The sequence below is a fragment of the Leclercia sp. S52 genome, assembly GCF_039727615.1.
In the GTDB taxonomy this organism is placed as follows: Bacteria; Pseudomonadota; Gammaproteobacteria; order Enterobacterales; family Enterobacteriaceae; genus Enterobacter; species Enterobacter adecarboxylatus_B.
Window position 1 is genome coordinate 2,209,934 of sequence record NZ_CP152474.1, and the last position, 13,528, is coordinate 2,223,461.

General features: G+C 53.7%; 12 protein-coding genes and 4 pseudogenes. 12 read left to right on the plus strand and 4 right to left on the minus strand.

Annotated elements, in window-relative coordinates:
• Nucleotides 1-74 precede the first annotated feature (74 nt).
• Nucleotides 75-1,290, plus strand: a pseudogene (gene manD, locus AAHB66_RS10635) (D-mannonate dehydratase ManD).
• Nucleotides 1,291-1,301: 11 nt separating this feature from the next.
• The gene (locus tag AAHB66_RS10640) at nt 1,302-2,315 is read left to right on the plus strand and encodes a Zn-dependent oxidoreductase (RefSeq protein WP_347116193.1); all 1,014 of its coding nucleotides are present in this window, start codon (nt 1,302-1,304) and stop codon (nt 2,313-2,315) included.
• Nucleotides 2,316-2,499: 184 nt separating this feature from the next.
• Here AAHB66_RS10640 and AAHB66_RS10645 read toward each other — a convergent pair whose 3' ends face one another.
• The 3 genes and pseudogenes from AAHB66_RS10645 to AAHB66_RS10655 form a co-directional block, all read right to left on the minus strand.
• Nucleotides 2,500-3,783, minus strand: coding sequence for a site-specific integrase (locus AAHB66_RS10645; protein ID WP_347116194.1), 1,284 nt, complete (start codon nt 3,781-3,783; stop codon nt 2,500-2,502).
• A gap of 32 nt (nt 3,784-3,815) precedes the next feature.
• Nucleotides 3,816-4,068 (minus strand): annotated as a pseudogene (gene xisR / locus AAHB66_RS10650) (excisionase family protein).
• Between the two features lie 99 nt (nt 4,069-4,167).
• Entirely contained in the window at nt 4,168-4,407 is a 240-nt protein-coding gene (locus AAHB66_RS10655; RefSeq protein ID WP_347116195.1) for a DUF4060 family protein, read from the minus strand.
• A 52-nt stretch (nt 4,408-4,459) separates the two neighbouring features.
• Between AAHB66_RS10655 and AAHB66_RS10660 the strand changes: the two are divergent.
• From AAHB66_RS10660 to AAHB66_RS10670, 3 genes and pseudogenes are all read left to right on the plus strand, one after another.
• A pseudogene (locus tag AAHB66_RS10660) lies at nt 4,460-4,765 on the plus strand (recombination protein NinG); the annotation flags it as partial.
• Nucleotides 4,762-4,902: a YlcG family protein gene (locus AAHB66_RS10665; protein WP_347116196.1), complete on the plus strand. Its 141-nt coding sequence runs from the start codon at nt 4,762-4,764 to the stop codon at nt 4,900-4,902. The pseudogene AAHB66_RS10660 and the gene AAHB66_RS10665, both read left to right, overlap by 4 nt.
• Nucleotides 4,899-5,730 (plus strand): annotated as a pseudogene (locus tag AAHB66_RS10670) (antitermination protein). Before AAHB66_RS10665 ends, AAHB66_RS10670 begins: the two are co-directional and overlap by 4 nt.
• 257 nt (nt 5,731-5,987) lie before the next feature.
• Here AAHB66_RS10670 and uspF read toward each other — a convergent pair.
• The gene (gene uspF, locus AAHB66_RS10675) at nt 5,988-6,422 is read right to left on the minus strand and encodes a universal stress protein UspF (RefSeq protein WP_142486223.1); all 435 of its coding nucleotides are present in this window, start codon (nt 6,420-6,422) and stop codon (nt 5,988-5,990) included.
• A gap of 652 nt (nt 6,423-7,074) precedes the next feature.
• Between uspF and AAHB66_RS10680 the strand changes: the two genes are divergently transcribed.
• The 7 genes from AAHB66_RS10680 to AAHB66_RS10710 all read left to right on the plus strand — a co-directional run bounded on the left by AAHB66_RS10680 (nt 7,075) and on the right by AAHB66_RS10710 (nt 13,528).
• Nucleotides 7,075-7,410: a phage holin, lambda family gene (locus tag AAHB66_RS10680; RefSeq protein WP_270735990.1), complete on the plus strand. Its 336-nt coding sequence runs from the start codon at nt 7,075-7,077 to the stop codon at nt 7,408-7,410.
• Between the two features lie 8 nt (nt 7,411-7,418).
• A complete protein-coding gene (locus AAHB66_RS10685) occupies nt 7,419-8,033 on the plus strand; it encodes a glycoside hydrolase family 19 protein (RefSeq protein WP_347116198.1) in 615 nt (204 codons plus the stop codon).
• Nucleotides 8,030-8,494: a lysis protein gene (locus tag AAHB66_RS10690; RefSeq protein ID WP_347116199.1), complete on the plus strand. Its 465-nt coding sequence runs from the start codon at nt 8,030-8,032 to the stop codon at nt 8,492-8,494. Before AAHB66_RS10685 ends, AAHB66_RS10690 begins: the two co-directional genes overlap by 4 nt.
• A 151-nt stretch (nt 8,495-8,645) precedes the next feature.
• On the plus strand, nt 8,646-8,819 hold the full coding sequence (locus tag AAHB66_RS10695) for an addiction module toxin, GnsA/GnsB family (RefSeq protein WP_347116200.1): 174 nt from the start codon (nt 8,646-8,648) through the stop codon (nt 8,817-8,819).
• Between the two features lie 1,021 nt (nt 8,820-9,840).
• On the plus strand, nt 9,841-10,839 hold the full coding sequence (locus AAHB66_RS10700) for a terminase small subunit (protein WP_347116201.1): 999 nt from the start codon (nt 9,841-9,843) through the stop codon (nt 10,837-10,839).
• Nucleotides 10,817-12,121 carry a terminase family protein gene (locus AAHB66_RS10705; RefSeq protein WP_347116202.1) on the plus strand — a complete coding sequence of 435 codons (1,305 nt, stop codon included), beginning with the start codon at nt 10,817-10,819 and terminating at the stop codon, nt 12,119-12,121. The genes AAHB66_RS10700 and AAHB66_RS10705 overlap by 23 nt, the downstream gene beginning before the upstream one ends.
• Before the next feature lie 3 nt (nt 12,122-12,124).
• Complete coding sequence (locus tag AAHB66_RS10710; protein WP_347116203.1) at nt 12,125-13,528, plus strand: DUF4055 domain-containing protein; 1,404 nt, start codon at nt 12,125-12,127, stop codon at nt 13,526-13,528.

The following is a 13,528-nucleotide window of genomic DNA, read 5'->3' on the forward strand; positions in this document are numbered from 1 at the left end:
CTTCATACTTGTATGGTAGTAGGGTTGTTGCGTAAATTTCCTGCATCACAACAAGAGATGTAAGGAACCGGAACATGAAGATTGTAGGGGCTGAAGTATTTGTCACCTGTCCAGGGCGCAACTTTGTTACGCTGAAAATCACCACCGACGAAGGGATCGTCGGCCTGGGTGATGCCACCTTAAACGGCCGCGAGCTTTCCGTGGCCTCGTACCTGAAAGATCATCTCTGCCCGCAGTTAATTGGCCGTGATGCCCACCGTATCGAAGATATCTGGCAGTTCTTCTATAAAGGCGCCTACTGGCGTCGTGGCCCGGTCACCATGTCGGCGATTTCGGCCATCGACATGGCGCTGTGGGACATCAAAGCCAAAGCCGCCAATATGCCGCTGTACCAGCTGCTGGGCGGTGCCTCCCGCGAAGGGGTGATGGTTTACTGCCACACCACCGGCCACACCATTGACGATGTGCTGGAAGATTACGCCCGTCATAAAGAGATGGGATTCAAGGCCATCCGCGTGCAGTGCGGCGTGCCGGGAATGAAAACCACCTACGGCATGTCTAAAGGAAAAGGGCTGGCGTATGAACCCGCCACCAAAGGCAACTGGCCGGATGAACAGCTGTGGTCAACCGAAAAATACCTCGATTTTACGCCGAAACTGTTTGACGCCGTGCGCAGCAAATATGGCTTTAATGAACATCTGCTGCACGACATGCACCACCGCCTGACGCCAATTGAAGCCGCGCGCTTCGGTAAGAGCATCGAGCAGTACCGCATGTTCTGGATGGAAGACCCAACGCCGGCCGAGAACCAGGAGTGCTTCCGCCTGATCCGCCAGCACACCGTTACGCCGATTGCGGTGGGCGAAGTGTTCAACAGCATCTGGGATTGTAAACAGCTGATCGAAGAGCAGCTGATCGACTATATCCGCACCACCATCACCCACGCGGGGGGGCATCACCGGGATGCGTCGGATTGCCGATTTTGCCTCGCTGTACCAGGTGCGTACCGGCTCGCACGGTCCGTCGGATCTCTCCCCGATTTGTCACGCTGCGGCGTTGCACTTTGACCTGTGGGTACCGAACTTTGGCGTGCAGGAGTACATGGGCTATTCCGAGCAGATGCTGGAGGTCTTCAACACTAACTGGACCTTCGAAGACGGCTACATGCATCCGGGCGAGAAGCCGGGCCTGGGCATCGAGTTTGATGAAAAACTGGCCGCCAAATATCCCTACGATCCCGCCTATCTGCCCGTTGCCCGTCTGGAAGACGGCACGCTGTGGAACTGGTAAAGGAGCAGAAGATGAAAAGTATCGTCATTCAACAACCGAATACGCTGGTTATCGAAGATCGCCCGTTACCGACCCCCGCAGCGGGCGAGGTGCGCGTTAAGGTGAAGCTGGCCGGGATCTGCGGTTCCGACAGCCATATCTATCGCGGCCATAACCCGTTTGCCAAATATCCGCGCGTCATCGGCCATGAGTTCTTTGGCGTGATTGATGCCGTCGGTGACGGCGTCGATAGCGCCCGCCTGGGGCAGCGCGTCTCGGTAGATCCGGTGATCAGCTGCGGTCACTGCTACCCGTGCTCGGTCGGCAAACCGAACGTCTGCACCTCGCTGGTGGTGCTGGGCGTACATCGCGACGGCGGCTTCAGTGAGTACGCCGTGGTGCCGGCCAAAAATGCCTGGGTCATCCCGGATGCTATCAGCGATAAGCATGCGGTGATGGTCGAGCCGTTCACCATCGCGGCCAACGTTACCGGCCACGCCAGCCCGACGGAACAGGACGTGGCGCTGATCTATGGTGCCGGTCCGATGGGGCTGGTCACTGTCCAGGCGCTGAAAGGCGTCTACAAGGTGAAGCAGGTGATTGTGGTCGATCGCATCGACGAGCGCCTGGCAATGGCCCAGCGCAGCGGGGCGGACTGGGTCATCAACAATGGCAACCAGTCTCTGCCAGCGCTGCTGGAAGAGAAGGGCATCAGGCCGACGCTGATTATTGATGCAGCCTGCCATCCGTCCATTCTGCAGGAAGCCATCACCCTGGCCTCACCGGCGGCGCGCATTGTGCTGATGGGCTTCTCCAGCGATCCGAGCCAGATCGTGCAGCAGGGGATCACCGGCAAAGAGCTGTCGATTTTCTCCTCCCGTCTGAACGCCAACAAGTTCCCGGTGGTGATCGACTGGCTGGAAAAAGGGCTGATCGATCCCGACAAGCTGATTACTCACGCCTTTGAGTATCAATACGTTAAAGACGCCATTGAACTGTTTGAGAAAGACCAGCGGCAGTGCTGCAAGGTGTTGCTGACGTTCTAATAACAATGAATGCGGTTTAGCGGTACGCATCTTACCCTGTTGAGATAGCCATTATGACTCAAGTACAACATGAAAGATCCACATCTGACCTGATCAAAGCCGCCGTCTCCGGCTGGCTGGGCACCGCGTTAGAATTCATGGATTTTCAGCGCTAAGAGAGGTATGTCGAGGATATTTAAAGATATTATGCAGCAGTCCTGTCGCTGTGGGGCATGGTTGGGGCAAAGTCGCTTAACTTTGAGCTCAGCATGGCGATCTGGTCCAGGTTGTTTTCCTCCATCCACTTCCCGTAAACCTGAAATACCATCTGGGCATCGGCATGCCCCATCTGGTTAGCAATGAAGTTCGGGTTTGCTCCTGCAGAAAGCGACCAGCACGCATAAGTGTGTCTCGACTGATACGATTTCCGATGGCGAAGGCCGGCTCTTTTCATCGCCGCATCCCACGAGTTCCCTATGGAGTTGATGGAGAAGTGCTTGCCGTAATTCCCGGCCCTCGCTGTCAGTGACGGCAGGAAGACAAACGTGCACTTATTGAACTCTTTCTTTCCGTACTCCCTCAGCTTAACAGGTACGTTATGCTCCTGAGAGAGACGGGTCATTTCATACTGGCTTTTGAATGCCTCGAGGGCAGGCTCGATCAGGTGCACAACCCGGTTGGTGCCGGCATTGGTTTTCGGAAGTGTGAAGATCCCTTTCTGCGTCAGGCTTCTTCTGACGGTGATTGTTCCCGCCTTCAAGTCCACATCCTCCCAGGCAAGTCCGCACAGTTCACCCGGCCGCAATCCGGTGTAAACGGCGATAGCCCACAGGTTCTTGCTTTGCTGATGGTGGCAGGCATCAATCAGGCGAGGGAACTCCTCCCGGGTGATTGGGTCAGGATCCGGGCGGGACTCTCGCAGAGGGGCCACACCGTTCATTGGTGACTTTGAAATGTAGCCATTTTCAACCGCAAACTGGAAGATACCGAACAACACGGTCATGTAGTTGTTCACAGTAACTGCGGATCGACCCCGTTTTGGAGTTTTATGTCCTTTCTTCATGACTTGGAAACCGGTGAGCAATTCCTTCCGGACTTCCAGCATGCTCTCTTTGGTGATTGAAGAAAGAAGGGTGCCAGGCCCAATAATAGCCGTGACATTAGCAATGACTCGCCCATAAGTGTTGAGCGATGATTCAGCCACCTCCATCTCCTTCAGTGCAAGCCATCTCGCGGACAGCTCCCCGATTGTTACCTCTTGCCTTGCCTCCCCGAACCGCGCCAGGTTCTGGGAGGAGGGGAACTGCTGGGCATAGTTGAAGGTTCCTGTTTTGATGGCATAGCAGATCGACGTCCGTAACTCGCCGGCCACTTTTCTGTTTTTGGGGGTGTCAGCCACCCCCAGGCTTTCACGCACTCTGACCCCTTTGTAGATGAACCACAGCCTTAGCGTGCCGCCGTGGTTTTCCACTCCTGTTGGGTATTTCATAACGATTCCTCGTTGGTTGATGGTCAGAGTATTTAAGCAGATTGTCGCCGCGGTTTCGCTGAGGCCTGACGCTCAATCCAGCGGTCGATCTCATCAAGGTTGTAAAAACACGGGCTGTTGTCCCACGGACTACAGTCGAACGAGACGTGTTTGTATTCCTTCCCCTCCAGAAAAGTCTTCTCCCGCGCCTTCTTCAGCGTCCCCTTTTTTAATCCCCTTTAGAGCTATCAACTGCTCCTCAGACACCCATTTCCCGGGCGATACCATCATGATTACTTCGCTCATACCTTTCTCCACTCAAACTTAATGCCGGGGCGAACTGGCTATTTCTCCGCACCCGGCACAGCTATCAGCTGTTTTAGGTTTCTCGGTGATATTTCAATATCAGGCAGCCTGCCCGGGTAAGGATCGCAGGCGGCGCATGCCGGTCATCGCCGTGGCCACGTAGCTCGCCTTGCGGTTCACCACCTCAACCCAGACCTTCACGCCTTCCACCCGCACTGTGTACGTCTCTTTCATCCGGCTGCGCCCGTAGTTGCCGTAGCGCTCCTGATGAGCTGCCAGAGCGATATCGCATGCCTGCCGCGCGAGCGGTGACTGTGTGCTGCGGTTAATCAGTTTCATGCTGCACGCTCCGCCTGCTGCGATGCTGGGTTACCGAGATAGGCATCAGCCATGCATCAGTTGCGACCGCTATCATGAGGGGCAATACCACGCAGGACACTTCCGCACTACCGGCGCTAACCCGGAGCTGCGCTTCGACGAGGACAATTGCCATAAGCAGTGTTCGGCCTGCAACAACCACCTCTCCGGCAACCTGACGGCATACCGCCCGGCGCTGATCGCCAAAATCGGCCAGGCCCGCTTTGATGCCCTTATGGGCCCGCACGAATTACCGAAATGGAAGCGCGACGACTACATCCGGATCCGTGATGATTACCGCACAAAACTCAAAGACCTAAAACAGCAGGTGGCCGCATGAAACAAGAACTGATCGAATCGCTTCGCATGCGCTGGCTGCGCCTCCGCATTTATCGCCGCCCGGGAACGGTGCTGGTGGACTATCGCATCCTTCGTAACTTTATTCGCATTTATCAGATGGCAGGAGCCACAGCATGAACCTCGAAAACACCGTGAAATATCACTTCGCAAAGTCCACGATGATCAGCGACTCCCCGCGCACCACTGCATCAGATTCTCTGACCGGTACGGACATCATGGCAGCCATGGGCATGACGCAGGAACGCGCGGCTATGGGGTACAGCGCTTTCCTCGGTAAGATGGGGATCGGCCATAACGACCGGGAGAGGGCGATCGCGCTGCTGACCGAATACGCGCTGACAAAATGCGATAAAGTTGCTGCGCTACGAAAGCTGAGCGACAGGGTTAAGCCGCTGGTGATGCGCCAGCTGGCCGCGTTCGCCTTTGAAGACTATTCGCGCAGCGCAGCCAGCGTTAAGCAGTGCGATTGCTGCGCGGGGCAGGGGTTTATCGAGGCTGACGTTTTCACTATGAAAACCAGCATGTCTGGGTGTGCAAAGGACATCATACAAAAATCCAAGAAATGGGGACTGAAAGTTATTCCCTCGCAGCATCAGAACCAGCGGCAGGTGAAAGAAGTTGCGCACGTTCTATGTGTGACCTGCCAAGGGAAGAAAGTTGTCAGCTGCGCCTGTAGTGATTGCCATGGGAGGGGGGGTGGCAGTGAATCAGGAACTCACGGAGGCGCAGGGCGTACCGGTGCTGGCGGCCTGTAAGCGCTGCAGTGGTCGCGGTTATGAGCGAATCCCTTCGACAGAGGCCCATGCAGCTGTTTGCCAGATTACTGATGCAATCAGCCTGGATACCTGGAAGAAGTCGGTTAAGCCGTTTTACGACCAGCTGATCACGAAATTTGATATCGAAGAAGCCTGGGCAGAAGCGCAGCTCAAGCAGATAACACGATAATGCTCACGAAAACGGCTTACGTTTCAATCATGGGCTATTTACTTTTCCCGAATCTGTGTTAATTTCGTTCCAACGATGGGCATTGCGTGTTCACCGTTAAGAAACCCGCCACCGAGCGGGTTTCTTATTATTTGCGCCTTCGTGAGTTGCCCGTGAAATCACTGTTCCTAACCAGAATCAAGACTCTTGGGGAACCTCACACCTCTGGAGGCTCCCTCCGTTCTTCATGCAGATTGCACTTCACGAACTTGTGATATCTACCTAACGACCAGGACAGGGCATTTCGCGTGCCGTACAACAGCCGCAGCATTCGAACCTAGCAGATATGTTGATATATCAGGTTTATGGGATGCAATAATGATTAAGTCAGCATTTATCATGTCTGCGAGCTTAAGGATCTGGTCTTTTGGTGAACCAGTTACGGCGTGAGTTAGTATTTTTTCGTCAGGTATTCGGAATTTTTTAACAATTTCATCCAGCTTTGTTAAAGCAGCTTGCTGGAATTCTTTCAGGTCAGGCATTTCTGCTGAATACGCCAGGCCCAAGGCTGAATAATACGGAAGCGAAGGAATAACAGTAAGAAAATGGACTTTGGCTGTGTTGAGAGTTGCATGCGCCTGAACAAATGGAATCACTGTGTTTGTCAGGCTATCCTCGGAAATGTCAATGGGAACTAAAATAGAGTTATACATTTGACCCTCCTGTATGATTTTTGTACATGCCAAGGTTAGCCCCTCGGTTGCCCGAAAACAGAGAGCCAGATGCCAGAACGATGAAAAACCTGCGCTCAGAAAAGTGAAAATAAATTAATAACTATCTTTTATGGATTGTGCCGAGTATGGTGACCGTGTGGTGAATCCCCCCTATGCAGTGGGGCGTCTGGACAGGCAGGTGAGTAGCGCGGTTCTGTGGTCTGGCGCAGAGTCACCGGGAGGCACCCGGCATCACACATTTTTCGGCTCAATTCCTGCGCCGAATACCTGAGATAATCAGCCCACCAAAGCAATCCGAAACAGAACACCTCTTCACCCTGGCCAATGCCGGAGCTTTTTTTATCGACATGCCAAAAAAAAGCGGGAAATGCGACATCGTCATTTCCCTGCAATCATTACCAACTTGTTTTAATTATATCCTCATTGTTTATAATGTTAACTAGTGGTTAAATTCAAATCGGTTGTAACTGTTCAATATTTCGGAAAAACAAACAAATTTAAGAGGCTGCCTTTGGGCGGCCTTTTTCTCTTTCAGGCTCCCGGAAACCCCCATCAAGGTTTGTCGTTAATTCATCCGGAGAGCCTGATCCCCCTTAGAGCACAGCACCCGCGAACCAGCGAGGTGAGAGACATGAAAATGCACAACGACCCCCACTCCTGGACGGAGTTAATCAATCTGCTCCACGGCTGGTGGCGTGGTGAAACACCCATTGGCGCTGTGCTGCTGTCAGTAGTGATGGCAGTGCTGAGAATTGCCTACGGCGGCGGTGGCTGGAAAAAGATGCTGCTGGAAGGCCTGATGTGCGGCGCCATGACGTTAACAGCTGTATCCGCTCTGGATTACGTCAACCTTCCTCAATCCCTATCCATTGCAATCGGCGGGGCGCTGGGCTTTGTAGGCGTCGAGCAGGTCCGTTCCGTGGCAAACCGAGTTATCAATGTCCGCTTTGGTGGTGACACCAAGTAAGGAACCCTATGAATCAGGCACAATTTCAGAAGGCGGCTGGGCTAAGCGCCGAATTAGCTGCGCGCTGGTATCCACATATCGACGCGGCAATGAAAGAATTCGGCATCACCGCAGTTAACGATCGGGCCATGTTCATCGCTCAGCTGGGCCACGAATCGGCAGGCTTTACCTCGCTGGAGGAGAACTTCAACTACTCGGTCGACGGCCTGAAGAAAACTTTCGGCAAGCGCCTGATATCGTATCAGTGCGAGATGCTGGGACGGGTTGATGGTAAGCAGACCGCCCGCCAGCCTCAAATCGCCAACTTGGTATACGGCGGACGCATGGGCAACATCGCTGAGGGCGACGGCTGGAAATATCGTGGCCGTGGCCTGCTGCAGATCACCGGACGTGAGAACTACACCAAATGCGCCACTGCCCTGAAGCTGGATCTGGTGAGCACGCCGGAGCTGCTGGAGCAGGAACGACACGCTGCTCGTTCAGCAGCTTGGTTCTTCGCGTTACGCGGTTGCCTGTTGTATTCCGGCGATATCGTTCGTGTCACGCAGATTATCAACGGCGGTCAGAATGGACTGGCTGATCGTAAGGTGCGCTACAGTCGGGCGCAGGCGGCGCTGGCATGACGTTTAACTTGAAAACAATGGGCATTGGCCTGTTACTGGTTACGCTGCTTGTGATGAGCAGGCTGGTTAGTTATTACCACGCCGAGTTTCAGAAAGAAGAACGACGCGCTGATGCTGCTGAGCAGAACCTGCGGCTGGCGAACGCCACCATCACCGACATGGAAACCCGTCAACGTAATGCCGCTGCGCTGGATGCCAAATACACCGGAGAACTTGCTGATGCAAAAGAAACCATTGAGCGTTTGCATAGCGATGTCATTGCTGGCCGTAAGCGGCTGCAGCTCAACGCAAACTGTTCAGCTAACGGAACGACCAGCTCCAGCGGCATGGGCGATGCTTCCAGCCCCCGACTTACTGACTCCGCTGAACGGGATTATTTCACCCTCAGAGAGCGAATCGTCACCATCAACGGGCAAGTGAACTATCTACAGGATTATATCCGTATGCAGTGCCAGCAGTAGTAATTAAAGTATCTAGTACTGTCGCAGCACGCCTGGGCACCTCCTCTAACGGGCTAGCATAACAGCTGGTTGGATTGATGATTCCTGGGCGTCTTCTGGGAAGATAACCTATTATTTATAATAGGTTTGGGTCAACTGAAGGTGTGTGTAAATGAAAAGCGAAGAACTGGAACGTAAAGCTGAAGAAGAAATATCTATCCTCATTACGGAAAAAATTGCTGAACTTAGAGAGAGAACTGGCAAGGAGGTTTCGGAAATCGAGTTTACTCCCCGCGAGACTATGACAGGGCTCGAAGGGTACGAAGTAAAAATAAAATTGATGTAAGAGATCCTAAGGTCTCTAAGGTGGCTTTTTTTTGCGTCTATTCCAAAGCTTATCTTTAGGTGTGCTTGATAATGGTAAAAAAAGAGCCCTCACGTGGAGGGCTACAGGAGTCTCAGTTTTAATGCTCTTTTTTATCGATGTTTCCCCGGAGTTGGCATTCTCCGCATCAGAGTCCTAGATAGCCTGGCACTCGGCCAACCAACAACAAGCGTAAGCGTGGGATATTAAGAAAATCCTCATCTAACCCTCACCATGAAAAACACATCGAGTTGGTTGAATGCCTATTAGCGGATAAGGGTATCGATATACCCATTTAAGGATAAGTCAATGAAGCATTAAAACAGACCAACTTTAGGCAAAAGCAATACAGCAGCCACGATGTTGCCCTGAGTCTCCAGTTGGTGATCCTCTGTTGTGATGGTTAAGGATTGAAATTAAAACAAACTTTGGCAAAGCTGCGCGAACGCCAGATGCACACCGCTCATTAGCTTCCAGAGGAGATGCAAACTCAAGGGCATGGGCGTGGCCACTCCGGGTAGTGGTAGCCATTCAAAAGCTCAGCTACGGAGGCTGGTGGGTTTGTGTCAAACAAGTTCACTATTGCAACATCCGAGGTTAGTTAGCAGATTATTAACTCGGTGATTAAGTGCTAAAGTGATGGGTGCTAGTGGTTAAAAAATGGCCAGTCGTGGTATGATAGACCTCACTCTTAGAGGGGTTAAGAATTATGTCATTCTTCGATTACGCACTTAAACGCGTTGAAGCGGCGACCAAAACAACAGTGACTTGCCCGATATGCGGTCATGACTCTAATCACCCAGCAACAAAAGTACGCCAGGAGCAGGCCTTGCTCTGCCCTAGATGCAAATCACTATTTGTCATTCACAGATAATATGCTGACCTGCTGAATATAACCGCCTTCGGGCGGTTTTTTTATTGCCATCACCATGGGCAGACCCATCGTAATGGCCGTAGCGGTAAAATCACAATTACACCCTGTCGGGAAAAAATGGAGTGACCAATGGCAAAACCGGACTGGGGAGCGTTGCAAGACCAGTTCCTCGCCGAGCATGCCAAAACGGGTATATCGCCGAAAGAGTGGTGTGAAGCGCAGGGACTGAACTACGCGACCGCACGTCGACATATCAAAAAGCCTTCTGCGCAAAGTGCGCAAAAACCTGCGCAGAAGAAAGTGCGCACTGCGCAGAAAGGTAAGTGCGCAGAAGAGCTGGTGGATGATGACGACTTGACGGCCCAGCAAAGACTTTTCGTCGCCGAATACCTCAAGGATGGTAATGCCACGCAGGCTGCTATCCGGGCGGGGTACAGCAAAAAGACAGCTGAGCAAATCGGTCATCAGCTACTTAAGAAAACTTCAGTTGCGCAGGCTATTGCACAGCAGCAGAAAGCTTCCATAGAACGCACTCTCGGCAGCGCCGATGAAGTCCTCGCGCAGATGTGGCAACTGGCTACCTTCGATGCAAACCAGCTTTCGCAGTATCGCCGCGGCGCCTGCCGCTATTGCTGGGGCTTCGGTCATCACTACCAATGGCGCGACGCTGTAGAGTTCGACGAGGCTCTCGCGAAGGTTGAAGGCAACGAACGAGCAAAACTCCCGGAAGACCCTGGCGGTTATGGCTATGACCACAATCGCGAACCTAACCCTAACTGCCCACGCTGCAATGGCGACGGAATAGGGCAGCCATACTTCGCTGACACCCGAAAACTTCCCCCTGATGCAGCCCTGGCTTACTCCGGCGTGAAGCTAGGTAAGAATGGCGTAGAGATAACGGCCATAAGCCGTGAACGCATGTATGAAGCAGTGATGAAGCGCCTGGGACTGGCTGACAGCGAGTTTGCACAGCGTCTGCAACAGATTGAAATTGAGCGTCGGCAGTTGGAGGTGGAGAAACTCCGCAAAGAGCTGGCGGCCGATCCTGATGATGATGTTCCGGCACCAGTTGCAATCAACATTAACGTGGTAGACGCGAGGGTTCGTGATGATAGCACCGACGCTTAATGTCCCCCAGGCGCGTTTTCTCGCTATGCCGCATAAGTTTAAGGCCTATGTTGCCGGGTTCGGTTCTGGTAAGACGTGGGTTGGCTGCGGCGGCATCTGCAAGGGAATGTGGGAGTTCCCTAAAATCAACCAAGGCTACTTCGCGCCGACCTATCCGCAGATCCGTGACATCTTCTACCCGACAGTGGAAGAGGTGGCTTTCGACTGGGGCATGAACGTCAAAATTAACGAGGGGAACAAAGAGGTTCACTTCTACGCTGGGCGTCAGTTCCGCGGAACGACTATCTGCCGTTCGATGGAGAAGCCCGGCTCTATTGTCGGCTTCAAAATCGGCAACGCGATGGTGGATGAACTGGACGTTATGGCTGCCGCAAAAGCGCAGCAGGCATGGCGAAAAATCATTGCTCGTATGCGCTACAAGGTTGACGGCCTTCGTAACGGCATCGATGTGACCACCACGCCAGAGGGCTTCAAGTTCGTCTACCAGCAGTTTGTTAAAGCTGTGCGCGATAAACCTGAACTGGCGACGCTGTATGGCCTGATACAGGCCTCAACGTTCGATAATGAAGCGAACCTTCCCCACGACTACATTCCATCGCTGATGGACTCCTATCCACCAGAGCTGATTAAGGCTTATTTGCGTGGGAAGTTTACCAACCTGACCAGCGGCACCATCTATCATCAGTTCGATCGCCAGCTTAATGGCTGTACCGATGAGGAGCAGGCAGGCGAACCACTGTATATCGGCATGGACTTTAACGTTGGCAAGATGGCAGCCATCGTCCATGTGCTGCGCGACGGAGAACCGAGGGCTGTCAGGGAGCTGGTGAAGGTTTATGACACGCCAGCGATGATTAAGCGCATCCAGGAAGAGTTCTGGCGCTATGAGGGTGGACGTTACGTCGCCTCTCGTCAGATTTACATCTATCCCGATGCTTCCGGCGATTCGCGCAAATCGAACAACGCCAGCGCCACGGATATCGCGCAGCTCAAACAGGCCGGATTTAGTGTGGTGGTGAATGCTGCCAACCCGCCGGTGAAGGATCGCATTAACTCCATGAATGCCATGTTCTGCAACGGTAACGGCGAGCGCCGCTACAAAGTTAACGTGACCCGCTGCCCGGTATATACCGACAGCCTTGAACAGCAGGTATGGGCGGCCAACGGCGAGCCGGATAAATCAGCCGACAACGATCACCCCAATGATGCTGGTGGGTATTACATCGTGAAGCAATTCCCGATCATCAAACCAACCGGCAAAGTCACCAAACTACGGATGTAAACCATGCCCGATATCTCAACCCCCAATCTGGACTATGGGAACATGGTGCAGGCGTGGGACATCAACGACGCCCTGATGGGCGGTACACTGTATATGCGCCAGCTTGGTGAGGCTTATCTGCCACGCTGGCCGAAAGAAGACAAAGAGGACTACAAAAAGCGCCTGGCTGTGGCCACGCTTCTTCCCGCCTACGAAGAGACCATCAACCAGAACGTTGGCCGCGTGTTCGCTGAGCCGATCCAACTGGGCGAGAACGTCCCGGATGCGCTGCGCGAATTTGCGAGGAACGTGGATCTTGAAGGCAGTCGCCTCGATGTCTGGGCGCAGGCGTTCTTCAGCCTGGCGATGCAGTACGGTCTGTCCCATGCGCTGGTGGACTATCCCCGGATCGACGCCGAGCAAGTGAAGACCAAAGCCGACGAAAAGGCTACAGGCGCGCGCCCGTACGTGACGATGCTGAATCCCCGCCAGGTGATCGGCTGGAAGTCAAAAATGATGGGCGGCAAGGTTGCGCTCACCGAGTTGCGCATCAAAGAGGTTGTGGTCGAAGACGGTGACGACTTCGGTCAGACGAAAGTCGAACAAATTCGCTACCTGACACCCGGGAAAGTGCAGATTTACCGCAAGGCTACTGGCACCGATGGTCAAGTGAACTGGGCGCTGCATGAAGAGTGGCAGACCTCCCGCCGAGATATCACTCTGGTCACGCTCTACACCAAGCGCACCGGCTTTATGTGCGGCTCACCGCCGCTGCTCAACATGGCGCTGCTGAACGTTAAGCACTGGCAGAGCCAGAGCGAGCAGGACAACATTCTGCACGTCGCCAGGGTGCCGCTGCTGACAGTGTTTGGCCTGGAGGATGGCGAGGAACTTGTCATTGGATCTTCTTCTGCCACGAAGTTTAACGATCGGCAGATGCAGGGGCTCGAATACGTCGAGCACACCGGCTCCTCTATCGGCGCTGGCAAAGAGTCACTGACTGACCTGGTGGAGCAGATGCGCCAGGCGGGCGCGAAGCTGCTGCGCACCGACAATACCTCGACCAAGTCTGTTGACCAGACCTCAGAAGAGAAGATGCAGGAGCAGTCCCCGCTCTACACCATGGCAACCAGCCTGGAAGATGCGATCGACAACATCCTGCAAATCATGGCCGAATATATCGGGGAGTCAGAGGGCGGCAATGTTGACGTGCGAACCGAGCTGGATGTTGAGTCGAAAGAGTTCAACCCGCCGGCGGCGCTGGTAATTCAGTCACTCCGTCAGGGTGGCGATCTTCGCCGTATTGACGCGATTAAGGCGCTGCAAAAGCTCAACCTGATTGACGCTGACGCAGATCCCGATGTGGTGCTGAGCGAACTGCTGGCTGAATCAGCTTCGCTGAATGAACCGCCGCCTGGCGAGGTGTGA